General features: G+C 51.3%; 12 protein-coding genes. 7 read left to right on the plus strand and 5 right to left on the minus strand.

Translation table 11 applies throughout. The features are described 5' to 3' along the window. Window positions 1-4: 4 nt before the first annotated feature. From DES37_RS03280 to DES37_RS03290, 3 genes are all read right to left on the minus strand, one after another. Entirely contained in the window at window positions 5-1,303 is a 1,299-nt protein-coding gene (locus DES37_RS03280; RefSeq protein ID WP_110024827.1) for an MFS transporter, read from the minus strand. A 75-nt stretch (window positions 1,304-1,378) separates the two neighbouring features. Next, complete coding sequence (rhmD, locus tag DES37_RS03285) at window positions 1,379-2,584, minus strand: L-rhamnonate dehydratase (protein WP_110024828.1); 1,206 nt, start codon at window positions 2,582-2,584, stop codon at window positions 1,379-1,381. Between the two features lie 28 nt (window positions 2,585-2,612). Then, on the minus strand, window positions 2,613-3,395 hold the full coding sequence (locus DES37_RS03290; protein ID WP_110024829.1) for an IclR family transcriptional regulator: 783 nt from the start codon (window positions 3,393-3,395) through the stop codon (window positions 2,613-2,615). 425 nt (window positions 3,396-3,820) lie between these two features. Here DES37_RS03290 and alkA point away from each other — a divergent pair, with 425 nt between their 5' ends. Next, the gene (gene alkA / locus DES37_RS03300; RefSeq protein WP_110025049.1) at window positions 3,821-4,660 is read left to right on the plus strand and encodes a DNA-3-methyladenine glycosylase 2; all 840 of its coding nucleotides are present in this window, start codon (window positions 3,821-3,823) and stop codon (window positions 4,658-4,660) included. On the opposite strand, the gene DES37_RS03305 is transcribed toward alkA, so the two are convergent. After that, window positions 4,653-7,985: a diguanylate cyclase gene (locus DES37_RS03305; protein WP_110024831.1), complete on the minus strand. Its 3,333-nt coding sequence runs from the start codon at window positions 7,983-7,985 to the stop codon at window positions 4,653-4,655. The genes alkA and DES37_RS03305 overlap by 8 nt on opposite strands. A 324-nt stretch (window positions 7,986-8,309) precedes the next feature. On the opposite strand from DES37_RS03305, the gene udk reads away from it, so the two are divergent. The 3 genes from udk to asmA all read left to right on the plus strand — a co-directional run bounded on the left by udk (window position 8,310) and on the right by asmA (window position 11,591). Then, window positions 8,310-8,951, plus strand: coding sequence for a uridine kinase (gene udk / locus DES37_RS03310; RefSeq protein ID WP_036115019.1), 642 nt, complete (start codon window positions 8,310-8,312; stop codon window positions 8,949-8,951). A 140-nt stretch (window positions 8,952-9,091) separates the two neighbouring features. Next, entirely contained in the window at window positions 9,092-9,673 is a 582-nt protein-coding gene (gene dcd, locus DES37_RS03315) for a dCTP deaminase (protein WP_036115024.1), read from the plus strand. A gap of 52 nt (window positions 9,674-9,725) precedes the next feature. Then, complete coding sequence (gene asmA, locus DES37_RS03320; protein ID WP_110024832.1) at window positions 9,726-11,591, plus strand: outer membrane assembly protein AsmA; 1,866 nt, start codon at window positions 9,726-9,728, stop codon at window positions 11,589-11,591. Window positions 11,592-11,749: 158 nt separating this feature from the next. Here the strand turns inward: asmA and DES37_RS03325 are convergent, their stop codons facing one another. Continuing rightward, window positions 11,750-13,327 carry a TerC family protein gene (locus DES37_RS03325; protein ID WP_110024833.1) on the minus strand — a complete coding sequence of 526 codons (1,578 nt, stop codon included), beginning with the start codon at window positions 13,325-13,327 and terminating at the stop codon, window positions 11,750-11,752. 705 nt (window positions 13,328-14,032) lie between these two features. Here DES37_RS03325 and DES37_RS03330 point away from each other — a divergent pair. The 3 genes from DES37_RS03330 to wzc are packed head-to-tail and all read left to right on the plus strand — an operon-like array spanning window position 14,033 to window position 17,811. Beyond that, window positions 14,033-15,166, plus strand: a complete 1,134-nt coding sequence (locus DES37_RS03330) for a polysaccharide export protein (RefSeq protein ID WP_110024834.1) — start codon at window positions 14,033-14,035, stop codon at window positions 15,164-15,166. Window positions 15,167-15,172: 6 nt separating this feature from the next. Further along, window positions 15,173-15,616: a low molecular weight protein-tyrosine-phosphatase Wzb gene (gene wzb / locus DES37_RS03335; protein ID WP_110024835.1), complete on the plus strand. Its 444-nt coding sequence runs from the start codon at window positions 15,173-15,175 to the stop codon at window positions 15,614-15,616. A 2-nt stretch (window positions 15,617-15,618) separates the two neighbouring features. Beyond that, complete coding sequence (gene wzc, locus DES37_RS03340) at window positions 15,619-17,811, plus strand: tyrosine-protein kinase Wzc (protein ID WP_110024836.1); 2,193 nt, start codon at window positions 15,619-15,621, stop codon at window positions 17,809-17,811. The last annotated feature ends 78 nt before the right edge of the window (window positions 17,812-17,889 follow it).

The raw sequence follows: 17,889 nt of genomic DNA on the forward strand, positions 1-17,889 counted from the left end.
TTAATCATTTACTGGTATGAGGGGCTGCCGGGGTATGGCTAAGCGGCTTTTTTGGTGAGCGCAGGCTGACAATCGCCAGGGAGCCCAGCAACGCGATGGCAGCCAGTGTCAACAGACCTGCGGCCGGGAAACCAAACCGTGCTTCTGCTTCCACACGAATCACAGGCGCGAGAAAACCGCCTACAGCACCGAATAAGTTGATAAAACCAATACCGGCTGCCAGCGCGGTACCTGAAAGCAATTGAGTTGGCATAGTCCAAAAAATAGGTTGTACGGCAATAAAACCAATGGCAGCAAAACACAGGGCAATAATGGCAGCCACCGGGCCGACAAGGCCGGAAATACCAATTCCCAATGCGGCAAGAAGCAGAGTGGTCGCGGCGGTTAGCCTGCGCTCACCGGTTTTGTCGGAGTAGCGTGGAATCAGCCATGTTCCGAACAGAGCGGCTACCCAGGGTATTGCAGTAACCACAGAGGCGGTAAAGCCCACTTTGGTGCCCAGCAGGGCAGCAACCTGGCTGGGTAAAAAGAAAATAAGTCCGTATACCGCAATCTGAATAGTCATGTAGATAAGCGCAAGGTGCCACACCCGGGAATTTTTAAGCGCAACACTGAATCGGGATGTGAGTTTTGTTTCTTCTTCACTGGCCAGTTGGCGAATGAGCGCCTGCTTTTCATCATGGCTTAAAAAGCGTGCCTGCTCAGGTGTATTATCTAAATACAGGAAGGTGAAAACACCAGCGACCACGGCCAGCAAACCTTCAATAATAAACATCCAGAACCAGCCAGCGAATCCCATAAAACCATGCATTTCCAGCAAAGCCCCCGATAATGGTGAACCCAGGGTTAATGCCAGAGGTGCCCCCATATAAAACAGCCCCATAATCGCTGCGCGGTTTTGTTGCGGAAACCACTGAGAGGTCAGGTAAATCATTCCAGGGAAAAAACCGGCTTCGGCAGCACCGAGCAAAGTACGTACCAGGAGAAATTTTGCTTCTGTATCTGCAAAGGCCATTGCTGCAGAAAGCGCACCCCACACAAGCGTGGTGCCGCCAATCCAGGTGCGGGCACCAATCTTTCGCATCATCAGGTTAGCGGGTACACCCAACAGGGCATACACCACAAAAAAGATCCCCGCGCCCAGGGCATAAGCTTCATTACTCAGTCCGGTGTCCAGTTGGTAGGCTTCTTTGGCAAAACCAATATTTGATCTGTCCAAAAACGACAGGACATAAAGTGCCAGCATAAATGGCAGCAAGCGGGCACGGTTTTTCTTCACTGCGCTGTCAAGATGCAGATTCATAATAGAATTCCTCAATGGAGAGGTGGGCAGCTGGTATTAACACCAGCCGCTTCGTGGCTTTAATAACGGCTTTAATTAATGAGAATAAGGGCGCTTCATGGCGCAATCGCGGTTGAGTTCAACACCAAAACCGGGTTTATCAAGAACAGACTGGTGGATACGCCCATTTACGGGAACGGGTTCATTAAGCAGAATCGGGTCGAACTGTGGGCGCAAAGTTGCGCAGTCCGGGCTGGTCATCAGAAATTCACTGAATGGGGTATTGGTAAAGGTAATCACGGCGTGGTGTGAATATACCGATGAGCCGTGAGGCACAACCAGTTGCCCCCGGGATTTGGCGATCGCGGCAATTTCCAACAAAGTGGTTAACCCACCACACCAGCCAACATCGGGCTGCATAATATCAATCCCGGTTTCCGAAAGAGTACGGAAGGATTGCAATGTACCGTGGTGCTCACCACTGGTTACCATCACGCCAGCAGGAACAGCGTGTTTCAGTTCACGGTAACCTTCAAATTGTTGTGGTGGCAGGCACTCTTCAATCCATTTTAAATTATAGGGGGCACAGGCATGGGCAAGACGGGTTGCGTAATTCACATCCTGGCTCATCCAGCAGTCCAGCATCAGCCAAAAATCGGGTCCGCATTTTTCACGGTATTCAGCCACCATGGCTGCATCTTTGCGGATACCAGCATCGCCATCGTGTGGTCCCCAGTGGGTTGGCATTTTTCCCCCAATAAACCCCATTTCTTTGGCCAGGTCCGGGCGGGCGCCAGTGGCATAGAACTGGATTTCATCACGTACAGCACCCCCCAGCAGGCGGAAGACCGGCAGGCCAACTACTTTCCCATACAGATCCCACAATGCTAAATCTACGCAGGAAATGGTGTTCATCACCAGTCCACCGGAGCCTGAATAGAATTGCGTAGCGCACAGCATTTGGTCATGGATTAATTTAATATCACTGACACATTTGCCTTCAATAAAACGGTTTAAGTGTTTTTCAACAATAAAACAACCCATTTCACCGGCAGTAGAAACTGCAAAACCTGTTTGACCATTATCGGCTTCAATTTCAACAATTAGTGTGCCAAGTACATTAATACCAAATGACTGGCGGGATTGCTCGTAATCTTTATATTTACTCATTGGTGTAGCAATATGGTCATCAATCCAGTGATTACCTTGCTGGTCATGGTAATCAGCTCCGCCTGCACCGGCATCTGCTGTTGCACCTCCGCAGAAAAAAGCACGGATTTGTTTAATCTTAGGTAGGATCATTGTTCTCTCTCCATTATTAGTTAAATAATCAGGAAGCTTTTAATTCCAGTGGGCTACGCCAGCCCAGCTTTCGGGAAATATTTTTAGCGCAAGCAATAGCTTTGCTGGCAAAAAAATCCTGGTTATCCAGGTTTATTTGCAGGCGCGTGCCGACAACTGAAATGGCGGCTGCGAGTTGGTTGCGTGAGTTAAATATCGGAGCTGCAACACAACGGACATCGATATAATCTTCACCATTATCAAAACTCCATCCCTGGCGGCGAATGGACGCCAGTTCACGCTCCAGTTTTTGTCGTGAATCCAGAGTAGTGGCTGTATGGCGAACAAAATTCAGGTGATCCAGAATCTCGTTCTGTCGGGCTGTTTCCTGCCAGGCAAGCAGACACTTACCAATTCCTGAACTGTATAACGACAGGCTTTTCCCCTCATGTGAGCGCACACTAATAGTCGAGGGGGATTCAATTTTTAAAATGTAATAAGCGCTGTCGCCATCCATGATTCCCAGGTGGCACAATAAGCCTGTTTCCTCCATTAAATGAGTTAAATCCGGGCGAGAAATATCACGCAAATCCATTTTTCCTAATGCCTGTTCAGACAGTTCAACCAGCCGGGTCCACAAGCAATAATTATCCCTGGTGTCGGTAGAAATAAAGCGGTGTTTTTTTAATTCAGCTAACAATAAATAAGCGGTGCTCTTGGGGATGCCCAGTTCAGAAATAATTTTCGCAGCCGGGCAGGGACCATAACTGGCAATCACATTAAGGATTTCAATGGCACGAGTAAGCGCTGGAACTTTAGAATTTTCCATTATACTGGACTCCGGTCTTAATCAATGGAATCAGTGTGGCGGCAGCCGAAGGGCATTTTTGTGAAAGGCATCAAAGAAAAGCTATGCTGGCACAAAACACCGCATGGTGGGCTGCAAAATGTGATGCATGGCACGGATTTCTTTTTGTCCAGTACAGTGGGTTGTACTTAATGGCCTTATTTATCTGTGTGTATAGCGTGTTACGGGGGAGCTACGGTGATATGGTCGGGGTGTATGCCAGTGACGGACCGGGGAAGGGGGAACCTGTCGATACCTGGTTATTTTATCTTTGTAGGGCTGGTTGCCTGCAATATGAGTGGTTTCAGGTATAGTAATGGCGATTATATTGCCCCTGTTTATTTCCCCGGCCCCAAGGAGCCTTCATGCCGCCAGTGAGCACTGCTGAACATACTGGAAAAGATAACGCTCTGTTTTTTCTCCCATACCACCCACCCTATGACTGGGCATGGATGAGCCAGTTTCTTGCTGCCCGTGCAGTAAATGGCCTGGAAGCTATTTCTCAGGAATCGTTCAGCCGTGTAATGACCATTGGTGGTGTTACCGGGCTGGTGGTTGCCCGGCCTGAACCACAGCACCACCGCTTACAGGTGGCTCTGAGCCCCAGCCTGGTACCGGTTGCTGAAATTGCCCTGGAGCGTGTGCGCCACTGGCTGAACCTTGGCCTGAACCCGGAAGAGGTTAACCAGGTACTGGGGCCACTTGCTGCACTAAACCCTGGTATTCGGATGCCTGGTTGTATCTGCCCTTTTGAGCAAATGGTACGCGCAGTTCTGGGCCAGTTAGTGAGTGTGAAAATGGCAGCACAGCTTGCCACGCGCCTGGTAGACACTTTCGGAACGGCCTGCGCTCACGGGCAATTGTTCCCGCGGGCAGAGGTACTTGCCGGTTGCGACCCACTGGCACTGAAAAGTTTGGGTATGTCGTTACGCCGCGCACAAACCATTATTACTCTGGCTCAGTCGGTTGTGGCGGGGGAGTTCCCGCTGACCCCACCGGAAGATACCTCTGCTGGCCTGAAACAACTCATGTCCTGGCCGGGTATTGGCCGCTGGACAGCGAGTTATTTTGCTTTGCGCGGGTGGGGCGCTCAGGATGTGTTTCTGGAAGACGACTACCTGATCAAACAACGCTTTGCCGGGATGACGCCCGCACAAATCCGCCGCTATGCCGGGCGCTGGGCACCCTGGCGTTCACTGGCGCTACTGCATATCTGGAACAATGCAGGCTGGCAGCCAGAACTCAGTTAATCGCAAAATAACTGCCATTCAGCAGCACTTCCAGTGGCTGCTGAGGGCCGATGCTGTCGCCAAAGATAAGATCCATGCCAATCCCCGACAGGGTGTCCATGGTTATCGCCTGAGCCACCGGGCCACCAATAGTCTGTAATTTCAGGCGTTGTGCATGGCCCTGGATGATAGTCACCATCATTTCATCCATCAGGTTTTCATGCACATGCTGCACCAGCGACTGCTCCAGTAATATGGCTTTAAACAAATGGCGGGGGATCTGGTTAAAGATATCGAGATCGTCGCCAACCTGGCTGAGCGCTAATACACAACCGGCATCAACCAGTTGCTCAAGACCCTGCCTGACAAGGCCATCTATCCGGCCAACAACCTGGTTTTCGACAATCACCATCAAGCGGGCAGGGGGGAAGCGAGTTTCACGTAATAAACGCACCAGGGTTTCAACCACTGTTCCGCTGTTAAGCCCGGCAACTGAAAGTGAGAGTGCTACAGTAAAGCCTTTCACAATAACCCGGCGCGCATGTTCCTTGAAGAACAACTCAATCATGCGCAGATCCAGGGCTTTGTGCAGATCGGTGCTGCTCAGCGCGGCACGGAAATGGTTTTCTTCTATCATGTCGCCCGCGTTATTCCAGAGCTGAACGCCCAGTAAATAGAAACTGCAACTTTCCGGAATGCGTGGTGAAGCAACAGGGCGAGCGGTAATCAGTACCGGGTTGTGAGCAATAATTGCCTGTTGTTCTTCTGCAGACAACTGGTTTTTCTTGCGCTGGTTGGTGTGCTTTTTCGCTTCAAAAACAGAAACACGCCCACGACCACTGTTCTTGGAGGCATAACAGGCGATATCAGCCTGAGACAGTACCTCATTGGCGTCGTAATTATGTTCGTCAATAATCGTGATACCGGCACTGGCACCAATCCGGTAAGTTTGCTCTTCCCAGATAAAGTGGTAGTCATTAATCATGCTGGTAATGTGTTCGGCAATATGGCGGGCGCTTTCCACAGAGCAGTTAGGTAACAACAGCGCGAACTCATCACCGCCCAGGCGTGCCAGGAAGTCGTTATTACGCAGCAAACTCAGCATCAGCGTGGAGAGCTCCCGTAACAGGCTGTCGCCCGCTGCATGGCCTGCCGTATCATTCACCGCTTTAAATCTGTCCAGGTCAATAAACACCAGTGCGTGTTGTTGGCGGTTTTCAACGGCGCTGGCCAACAGGCGTTTCAGGTGGTTTTCAAAGCTGGCTCGGTTGGCAAGGTGTGTCAGGCCATCATGTGACGCACTGTAGGTTAACTGGCGCAGCATTTTGCGAGACTCAGTGACATCATGAATAACCAGCACAGTGCCAATACTTTCGCCATCCAGCGTACTGAGTGGCGTAATTGAGTAGTGAATATCGAAACTGTCGCCGGTGCGGGAGTGCAGAATCACGTCCTGCTCCATGGCTGAGCGGGTGGCATCGCCACTGTAGATGTTCTCCATAACCGGGCCGTTTTCACCAAAAGTGATATGCAGCACGGAAAGAATATACTGGCCAAACGCCTGCTCCTGCGGCCAGCCACTCATTTTTTCTGCCACCGGGTTCATAAAGGTGATGCGCATATCGACATCGGTACAAATAACGGCTTCACCGATGGCATCCAGGGTGATATGCAGGCGTTCTTTCTCCTGGTAGAGCGCATCATGGAGTTGTTTAACCTCGGTCATATCCATGCTGATACCCAGGTAACGCTCCACGTTGCCTTGCTTATTCAGCACCCGGTTTGCCAGGGTACGAATATGGCGGGTTTCTTCCTGAACCTGAATCCGGTACTCCACCTTGAACGGCTCTTTGCGCCGCAATGCGTCTGTGACTTCTGTTTTCACCACAGGCTGGTCATCTTCAACCAGGCAATCCATCCACAACTGGAATGAGGGTTTCAGGTGGCCTGGTACGCCGTAGAGCTCAAACATGCGCTTATCCCAGCTAATCTGGTCGTTCAGCATATCCCACTCCCAGATACCGATGCCGCCTGCTTCATTTGCCAGCGTAATCCGCTCCATCAGGCGCTTGTTCATCCATTCTGAATGTTTGAGGTCGTTAATGTCTTCAACCTGGGCAATGACATACAGTGGCGTGTTATTGGCATCACGCACGACGGAAACGGCCAGTAACGCCCAGACAATATTGCCCTTACTGTTGTAGTAACGCTTTTCCATGGAATAGCTGTTAATTTCGCCACTGAGCAGTTTATCCATGTACTGCAAGTCGGTGTGCAAATCTTCCGGGAAAGTAATTTGCTGGAAGGTGAGGTTACGTAGCTGGTCATGGGTGTAGCCCAGAAATTTGCACAATGCTTTGTTGACCTGCAACCAGCGCCCGTCAACCCCTACCAGGGCCATACCAATTGCTGAATGTTCCATGGCATTACGAAAGCGGGTTTCACTGGCGGTGATATTTTTACGCTCCTCGCGAAAAGAGTGCATCACCATAGTCATGATATGTGCAGGCAAGAGCAGCAGCAGGAAAGGCAGCCAGGGAGCGTGAGTATTAATTTCAGAGCCGGTAATCAGGGCGGCAGGGGTGTGCCCAAGGGCGAACATCAGGGAAATACCCATAATGCTCACCAGTGCTACGGCAAATGCTGCAACCTGAGGCAGACGAATGGCGCTCCACATCAGGAAGACAATCACAAAGGTAAACGGCCATGGCAGAAAACGCAGTGCCAGGTAGCTCAGCAGCAATGTTGCCGCCATGGTCGCCAGGGTTTCCAGAAAACTGCGGGTTTTCAGTAAGCGGCGCAGGCTCTGGGGCGAAAATTGTAGCCCAATAGGGACAATTGCCAGGCAGCCAATGGCTTCTGACACGACCCAAACAAAGAAAACATTCAGTGGTTCATGAGGTGAGGTTGCCAGTAACACCAGCAAACCGCCCAGCACCGGCGGCACTACTGCGCTGGCAACGACCAGTTTCAGCCAGTCTGGCAGGGATTCAAGGGGGTAATCATTGGGCAGTAAATATTTTAGTAATAATGCACCGGTTACCGCTTCAGCCAGGTTGATTACCGGAAACATAAAATTCAGTTGATCATGAGACAGCAGCAACATGGATGCGCACACACTACCCACAATACATGCCACGGCAGGGGCAGCCCACTGGCGCACGGGAAAGCGCCAGAAAGCACACATCATAATCGCGCTGGGAAACCACACCGGCGCAAGGTGTGTTGAGGAAAAGAGCAGTTCAAGGGAGAAGGCGGTAAACAGAAAACTGACAATCCCCAGTCCCAAAAACTGGTTAAGCTTAGATGTCAGGAATCCCCGGGGATGATTATTATTTTTTGTCATTACCACGCAATCCGCACCAACTGCTTCAGAAAGACCCGGCCAGAACACCGAAATAGTAAGAAATCATGCTAGTACAAACTGTTACTGATTCCTATGCAAGTAATAAACATTAGAATGTTTCAAGCACAAAATATACACGCAGACAGGCAAAATAGGCAGGGTCCTGTTAATTATTCTCGATAAGTCCCGCATTCTGCATACTTTTCGTTCACTGATAAAGCGGGTGACTGGCATCAGCCAGGGGAAATCCCTATAATTGGCGCGTTTGCGGCACTGTGCCGCGTTTCCCTTCCTTCATTTTTCTGTAATCAGGTCGTTAATTTTATGACTGACAAGTCTCATCAGTGCGTCATCATCGGGATTGCCGGTGCATCGGCTTCAGGTAAAAGCCTTATTGCCAGTACTCTCTATCGTGAGTTGCGCGATCAGGTAGGTGATGAACACATTGGTGTCATTCCGGAAGACTGCTACTACAAAGATCAAAGCCATCTCTCGATGGAAGATCGCGTAAAAACAAATTATGACCACCCCAGCGCAATGGACCACAGCCTGCTGTTCCAGCATTTGCAAATGCTCAAGCAAGGCAAACCCATTGAGCTTCCGGTATACAGCTACGTTGAGCATACCCGGATGGTGGAAACTGTGCATATCGAGCCAAAGAAAGTCATCATTCTGGAAGGGATCCTGTTGTTGACAGATGCACGGTTACGCCAGGAAATGAATTTTTCCATTTTTGTCGATACACCGCTGGATATTTGCCTGATGCGCCGTATTAAGCGCGATGTGAATGAGCGCGGGCGTTCTATGGATTCCGTGATGGCACAGTACCAGAAAACGGTGCGCCCCATGTTTTTGCAGTTTATTGACCCGTCCAAACAATATGCCGACATTATTGTTCCGCGTGGGGGGAAAAACCGCATCGCGATTGATATTCTCAAGGCAAAAATCAGCCAGTTCTTTGAATAAACCTTCAGGTTTGCATGGGGTGTGCAGTGCCTCTGCCTGGCACTGGGTATTTACTCTGGTTAATTCGGGTTACAGTAGGTGAACTCACCTGCGGCCTGAATGGCCGGGGGGCAGCAAAAAAGCGCGAAAGGAGAATGACCATGCGTCTTTGCGATCGTGATATTGAAATCTGGCTCGACGAAGGTCGTCTGGCCATTACGCCACGTCCACCGGTTGAACGTATTAATGGCGCAACAGTCGATGTGCGCCTGGGGAATAAATTCCGCACGTTCCGTGGGCATACGGCAGCATTTATAGACCTGAGCGGCCCGAAACAGGAAGTCAGTGCCGCGCTGGACCGGGTCATGAGCGATGAAATTGTGCTGGGTGAAGAGGAAGCGTTTTTCCTGCATCCTGGTGAACTGGCGCTGGCTGTTACGCTGGAGTCTGTCACCTTACCGGCAGATTTAGTTGGCTGGCTTGATGGCCGTTCATCTTTGGCGCGCCTTGGGCTGATGGTGCACGTTACGGCACACCGTATTGATCCCGGCTGGCAAGGGTGTATTGTGCTGGAGTTCTATAATTCCGGTAAATTGCCCCTGGCGTTGCGCCCGGGAATGCTGATTGGCGCGTTAAGTTTTGAACCGCTTTCCGGCCCGGCAGCCCGGCCTTATAACCGCCGCCAGGATGCCAAGTATCGCGACCAGCAAGGTGCGGTCGCCAGCCGAATCGATAAAGACTGATACGTGCGTGCTCCCGGGGGAGTAAACGCCCGGGGGAACGAATGAGGGTAGCATGAGACGTTTTTTAACAACGTTGATGATTTTGCTGGTTGTGATTGTGGCTGGCCTGTCGGCTTTGGTGCTGCTGGTTAACCCTAATGACTTTCGGGCGTATATGGTCCACCAGGTTGAGGAACGCAGTGGCTACCAGCTTTCACTCAACGGGCCTTTGCGCTGGCATGTCTGGCCGCAGCTCAGCATTTTATCTGGCCGAATCTCGCTGAAAGCGCCGGGTGCCTCTGCACCGGTGGTAACAGCCGATAACATGCGGCTGGATGTCGGCCTGTTGCCGTTGTTGTCTCACCGGCTTGATGTCCGGCAAATTATGTTGAAAGGCGCAGTGGTTCAGGTAACCCCCGATACCGCTGCCCGCGCGCCACAGGGTGCCCCGGTGGCACCACAAGGCCCCGCTGAATCCGGCGGCACTGGCCAGAACTGGGTGCTGAGCCTGGCAAAACTGAAACTGGCAGACAGCCTGCTGGTTTTCCAGCCGCAGGACAAAAACAGCAGCCCGGTAACCGTGCGGGACTTACAACTGAATATGTCGGTCGACAGCGCCCTGCGTACTGCCAGTGTGTCGCTCTCCAGCCGGATTAACCGCGACCAGCGCGATCTGTCAGTTTCTCTGGAAAGCACGCTTGATGTACAAAACCTGCCCCGCAGCTTCAGCGCCAAAATTACCCAACTTGATTACCAGCTCACGGGTGCCGATCTGCCTGCTAAAGGGGTTAGCGGCCAGGGAACCCTGGACATTGGCTGGCAGGGGTTGCCTGAGCAGGTGTCGGTATCCGGGCTGAAACTGACGGCAAACAATAGCGAAGTGGATGGCGGGCTGACCCTGGCAATGGGGAAAAAACCGGATATTCGCAGCCAACTGCATTTTGCCCGCCTGAACCTGGATGAACTGATAGGCGAGCCTGATACCGAAGAAACGCCCACGTCTGCGCAAAACAGCAATCCAGCAGGGCAGGTGGTGTTACCACGCCCGGTTATTGCCGGAGATACGGTTGACGGGCCATTCACCAGTTTGTGGAATTTTGATGCCCACTTCAGGCTGTCTGCAGATTCAGTACGCTGGCGCGGGCTGGATTTCACCAATGTCGTCGCAGATATGGAAAACCAGCATGGCGTGCTGGCGGTAAACCAGCTTACAGGCAAATTAGGGCAGGGGACGCTGTCTTTCCCGGGAACCGTGGATGCCCGGAAAAATGTCGCGAATCTGACATTCAACCCGGTTATCAACAACGTGGAAATTGGCCCGGTGCTCTCTGCATTCGACTACCCCATTGCTCTGGAAGGGGCGATTTCCCTGCACGGGCGTTTTTCCGGCCACCAACTGGATGCCGAAGCATTTCGCCACAACTGGCAGGGGGAAGGGGCACTCTCCATGACACATAGCCGCCTGTTAGGGCTGAACTTCCAGCGCCTGGTAACCCAGGCTTTTGCCCGGGCAGACAGCCGTATCCAGGAAAGCAGTGATAACGGCAATAGTGATAACACACTTCTGGCTGACTTCAGTGCCGACCTGGCGTTAGACAGCGGCACACTGGATTTAAGCAATATCCAGGGTTCGTCCGCCGTCATGAATATTTCCGGGAACAGCAGTATGGATCTGGTAAAAGAAGCGTCTGACGCCAATTTTATGATTCGTATTACCGGGGGCTGGAAAGGTGACAGCAAACTGACGCAAACCCTGAGCCAGACAGCCATTCCGCTGCGCATTTATGGCCCGTGGCAGTCAATGAATTACTCACTTGATGTTAACCAGGTATTGCGTAACCAGTTGCAAAACGAAGCGCGTGACCGGTTAAAAGTCTGGGCTGAGCGTAACAAAGAGAGCAGTAAAGCGCAGGACCTGAAAAAACTGCTGGATAAATAATAGTGTTTCGCCCCGCACGATTACGGCGGGGCGTTAACTTTGTTATTTCTGGCGAATCAATTTTCGGTTTTAACCGTGGGTTGCGGCGTTGCCTGAGGCACACTGTATCTTACATTACACTACGTTTTGTGAACCCCTCTCGTAACTACACTTCCTGGCTACACTTCATATTCCGGTGATTCGTCTGGCTGCACTGCCACAACATGCACCCGCTCCACACGGTGGTGGGTAACCTGCAGCGTGGTAAATACCACATTCCCCAGGCGCACAACTTCCCCGGCAACAGGAATGTGCTGTAGTTCGTCCATCAGCAAACCAGAAACTGTCTGGTAATCACGTTTTTCTTCCAGCGGCAGGTCTGGCAGGTAGTGGACCAGGTCATCCAGAGGCATATGGCCGTTAACTGTCAGGCTGCCATCCGGGTGGCGTTCAATATCATGGCGGGCATCAACATCTTCTGCCTCGTTGGGCAGGTCACCGGCAATGGTTTCCATCACATCGCTTAAAGTCACCACGCCTTCCACGGAACCAAATTCATCCACTACAAACGCGAAATGGGTGCGTGCTGAACGGAATTGCTCCAGCGCACTTAATAACGCCAGGGTTTCCGGGAACACCAGAGGCTGGCGCACCAGTGCCTGAATATCCAGCGGATGCCCACTGAAGCTCTGGTTAAGCAAGTCAATAACATGCACAACACCGATAATCTCATCGTCCCCTGAACTGACCACCAGGCGGGTATGCTGGTTCTTCAGCAACCTGTCGCGCACAGCATGCTCCGCTTCATTGACATCCAGCAGGTCAATATCATGGCGGGAAGTCATAATGCTCGATACGCTGCGGTGGTTTAAATTCAGCACCCGGGAAATCATCATTTGTTCCTGCGGGTTAAATACAGGTACCGGAACATCCTCGCTCAGCGCTGCCGCTTCTTCATCCAGCACTTCATCGGTTTTACGCCCGCGTAGCAGGCGCATTACTGCCTCAGCGGTGCGCTGGCGCAGTGAGTGGTTGGCCTGCAAAAAGCGCCGCCGGTTAAACCATGCTATCTGGTTAAAAATCTCAATCAGCACAGAGAAACCAATTGCGGCATACAGGTAGCCTTTCGGGATCAGGAAGCCAAACCCTTCGGCCACCAGGCTGAAGCCAATCATCAGCAGAAAACTCAGGCAGAGGATAACAATAGTGGGGTGCTGGTTCACAAAGGCGGTGAGTGGCCGGCTTGCCAGCATCATCAGCGTAATGGCGATGACCACTGCGGCCATCATAACCCCCAGCTCATTGACCATGCCCACTGCCGTAATCACTGAATCCAGAGAGAACACCGCATCCAGCACAACAATTTGTGTCACCACGGCCCAGAAAAAAGCACCACGCCGGTGGGTATCTGCGTCGCTCTCTTTTCCTTCCAGCCGTGCATTCAGCTCTGTGGTGGCTTTAAACAACAGGAACAGGCCGCCTGCCAGCATTATCAAATCGCGTGCGCTGAAGCTGAATGCCTGCCAGGTGAACAATGGCCGGGTCAGCGTGACCAGCCAGGAGAGCGAAGCCAGTAACACCAGGCGCATCAGCATGGCGAAAAACAGGCCAGTGATTCGCGCCCGGTTGCGTTGCCGGGGTGGGAGCCGTTCGGCCAGAATCGCGATAAACACCAGGTTATCAATGCCCAACACCAGCTCAAGCACCACCAGTGTCACCAGTCCGGCCCAGATTGAAGGGTCTGCCAACCATTCCATAATCAGTTAATTACCCCAATGTGTTGTTTCTTTCGGAATCATGGAGAAAGCTTGCCAAAAAATCAATCAATGACTGAGATTTGTCTTAATAACAAATATGCAGGTGAATGAATTTATTGGAGATGAGTATTTAGCTTCACAATCTGATATTAATACTGATTGAATATATTTTAGGAATAATGCCATATAGATATCACCTTGACTGGTTGATTTCTGGATAAATATTGCTCTTATTATTTGCTGTCAATATGAAGAAAATCCTAAAAATCAAAATATGAGTGCTTAATATTATTCTTAAAAACCACTGGTGCAGGGTATCGTACCTTGCCTGCTATTTATTTAGCTGCAACAATCCATCAGGTGTTAAATGAGTTTTGCATTAAGAACACCCAAATTAGATATTTTTAACAGATGTATGGCCGGATATTTCACTGCAGTATTTTTGTGCATCTCAGCACCGTTGCGTGCATTGCAAGGCAATGAATTTTCAGTAGATTGGTAACTGCAAGCCAAGGGCGGTAGCGTGCCTGAAGCCCCTAATATCCAATAATTATTCTGTCAATGTTCTGAGGGTGAATAAGCAAATTTTAGGACTGATGCCAGTTATATTTTATGTATAAGCATCGCATTCTCTTTTTAAGTTAGCGGTAATGTTGCTATCAGCAGCGTTCAGGATAATTACTCTACCATAGTGATTAATATTCAATGATGATATCCAGACTAAAATTGATGCCCCTGCTGGTATCGGTGGGCCTGATGAGTGGCTGTACAGTATTTCCAGGTAGCAACATGTCTACAATGGGAAAAGATGTGATAAAACAACAGGACGCTGACTTTGATCTGGATAAGTTAGTAAACGTCTATCCATTGACGCCTCGTCTGGTTGAAGAATTACGCCCCCGCCCGGAAGTGGCTCAACCCAATGCGTCTCTTGAACAAGAAATGGCGAATTACCAGTATCGGGTTGGCCCGGGCGACGTGCTTAACGTCACTGTATGGGATCACCCTGAACTGACCACCCCGGCAGGCCAGTACCGTAGTTCCAGCGACACCGGTAACTGGGTTGCCCCGGATGGCACGGTCTTTTATCCCTATATCGGCAAAGTTCACGTAGCAGGGAAAACCCTGAGTGAAATCCGTAGTGATATTACCGGCCGCCTTGCGAAGTACATTACTGACCCGCAGGTGGACGTTAATGTCGCTGCGTTCCGCTCGCAGAAAGTTTATGTCTCCGGCCAGGTGCTCAAATCCGGCCAACAGGCGATCACCAATGTGCCACTGACTATTCTTGATGCGGTGAATGCGGCAGGTGGCCTGACCGATATGGCCGACTGGCGCAATGTGGTACTGACCCACAACGGGCGCGAACAACGCATTTCACTGCAGGCGCTGATGCAAAACGGCGACCTGAGCCAGAACCACTTACTGTACCCCGGCGACATTCTGTTTGTGCCACGTAACGATGACCTGAAAGTCTTCGTAATGGGCGAAGTGAAAAAACAGACCACGCTCAAAATGGACTTCAGTGGCATGACACTGACCGAAGCACTCGGCCAGGCAGAAGGTATCGACCTGACCAGCGCCAATGCCAGTGGCATCTTCGTAATTCGTCCTATCCGTAACAGCAAGGACGGAAAAATTGCCAATATCTATCAGCTGGATATGTCTGATGCCACATCGCTGGTGATGGCGACAGAATTCCGCCTGCAACCTTACGACGTGGTGTATGTCACGACAGCGCCAGTGGCGCGTTGGGGTCGACTGGTTAACCAACTGGTACCGACGATAACAGGCGTTCGCTACATGATTAATGCGGCGAGTGACGTTCATAACTGGTAACCGCTTATGTTCAATAAAATTCTAGTGGTGTGTGTGGGGAACATCTGCCGTTCCCCAACTGCGGAACGTTTACTGAAAGCGTACCAACCAGAGCTTAACGTAGATTCAGCCGGGTTAGGCGCCCTGGTCGGCAAGCATGCTGATGCGACGGCGGCGAAAGTCGCCCGTCTGCACAACCTCTCTCTGGACGGGCACTGCGCCCGCCAGGTGTCAGGCAAAATGTGCCGCAACTACGACCTTATCCTCACTATGGAACGCCGCCATATCGCCGCATTGTGCGAAATGGCGCCAGAAATGCGTGGCAAAGTGATGCTGTTTGGTCACTGGGACAGTGAACGTGAAATTCCGGACCCCTGGCGCAAAAGCCAGGAGGCATTTGAAGCGGTGTATGAGCTTCTTGACCTTTCTGCCCGCAAGTGGGCGGACGCACTGACAGTTCAGCAGGGATAACAATGACAGAACGCATTAAACACGCCTCCGCCTCGTCTGATGGCAGCGACGAGATTGATATCGGTCGTCTGATTGGTACCGTGATTGAAGCCCGTTGGTGGGTACTTGGCATCACTGCGTTGTTTGCCATGGTTGCGGTAACCTATGTCATGTTCGCGACGCCGATTTACAAAGCCGACGCACTGGTGCAAATCGAACAGAATGGCAGCAGTTCTCTGGTGCAGGACATTAACTCTGCACTGCAAAACAAAGCGCCACAGTCCGATGCAGAAATGCAACTGATTACCTCACGTATGGTTCTGGGGAAAACGGTTGATGACCTGAATCTGGACATTGACGTTGAAAAGAATACTTTCCCTGTTTTCGGTGCCGGCTGGGACCGGTTAATGGGGCGGCAGAATGAAAGCGTGACTGTCAGCACCTTTAACGTGCCGAAAGCCATGCATAAAGACGAGTTTACTCTGGAGGTGCTTAGCCCAACCCGCTACCGCTTTACCAGTAACAACGGTTTCAGTGCAGAAGGGCAGGTGGGGCAGCCATTAACTAAAAATGGTCTGACTTTATTGGTATCGGGGATTAATGCTCACGAAGGCAGCGAGTTTACCGTTACCAAATACTCCACGCTGGGCATGATAAACCAGCTGACCAACAGCCTGACAGTGGCTGAAAACGGCAAAGATACCGGGGTACTCAGCCTGACCTATACCGGGGCAGACCGCGACCAGATCCGTGAAATTCTCAACAGCATTACCCGTAACTACCTTGAACAGAATGTTGAGCGTAAATCTGAAGAAGCGGCGAAAAGCCTCGACTTCCTGGCGAAGCAACTGCCAGTGGTACGCCATAACCTGGATGCCGCTGAAAGCAAACTGAACACTTATCGCCAGCAGAAAGATTCTGTGGATTTATCACTGGAAGCGAAGTCTGTGCTGGATTCAATGGTGAACATTGATTCCCAGTTGAATGAACTGACTTTCAAAGAAGCAGAAATCTCCAAGCTGTACACCAAAGCGCACCCGTCTTACCGCACCCTGCTTGAACAGCGCCAGGTGCTGGAAAACGAAAAAGCACAGCTGGCAAAACGTATTGCTGCAATGCCGAAAACCCAGCAGGAAGTGGTGCAGTTAACCCGTGATGTGGAATCCGGCCAGCAAGTGTACATGCAATTGCTGAACCGCCAGCAGGAACTGAAAATCCAGAAAGCCAGTACCGTTGGCGATGTGCGTATTGTGGACCCTGCGGTCACCGAACCGGGCATTGTAAAACCCCGTGGTGCGCTGGTTATCCTCGGCAGCATTATTCTGGGGCTGATGTTATCCATTGTTGGTGTTCTGCTGCGCTCACTGCTGAACCGCGGTATTGAAAGCCCGCAAGTGCTGGAAGAAGCCGGGATCAGTGTGTACGCCAGTATCCCGCTGTCTGAATGGCAAAAAGCGCGCGATAACGCCGGGAAAAGCGGCAGTAAAGTTAAGCACCTCAAAGGCAGTACAACCAACCGGCGCTATAAGCAGAGCGAACTGCTGGCGGTGGGTAACCCAACTGACCTGGCAATTGAAGCAGTACGCAGCCTGCGCACCAGTTTGCACTTTGCCATGATGCAGGCATCCAACAACGTCCTGATGATGACCGGGGTCAGCCCGTCCATTGGTAAAACGTTTGTGTGTGCCAACCTGGCGGCGGTTATCAGCCAGACCAATAAAAAAGTGCTGCTTATCGACTGTGATATGCGTAAAGGCTACACCCACGAATTGCTGGGTTGCAGCAACCAGCATGGTTTGTCGGATGTGCTGGCAGATAACAGCCCGCTGGAAAAAGCCGCACGCCCAACCACCATTGCCAACTTTGACCTGATCCCGCGTGGGCAAATCCCACCGAACCCGTCAGAGCTGCTGATGAGTGAACGTTTCGAAGCGCTTATCAACTGGGCCAGCAAGAACTACGAGCTGGTACTGATTGATACACCGCCAATCCTTGCTGTAACGGATGCCGCTGTTGTTGGCCGCCATGCCGGTACCACCCTGATGGTGGCACGCTATGCAGTCAACACCCTGAAAGAAGTGGAAACCAGCCTTGGTCGCTTTGAACAGAACGGCGTTCAGGTGAAAGGGGTGATTCTGAACTCCATCTTCCGCCGCGCATCGGGTTACCAGGATTACGGTTACTACGAATACGAATATAAATCGGATGCCAAATAACCGGCTGATGTAAACCGGTACCGCCTGCGGGCGGTGCCGCCACCTGCAACCGGACACCAACCTGACTTTTCACTTTCA

It is taken from the genome of Mangrovibacter plantisponsor (genome assembly GCF_003182475.1).
Taxonomy (GTDB): domain Bacteria; phylum Pseudomonadota; class Gammaproteobacteria; order Enterobacterales; family Enterobacteriaceae; genus Mangrovibacter; species Mangrovibacter plantisponsor.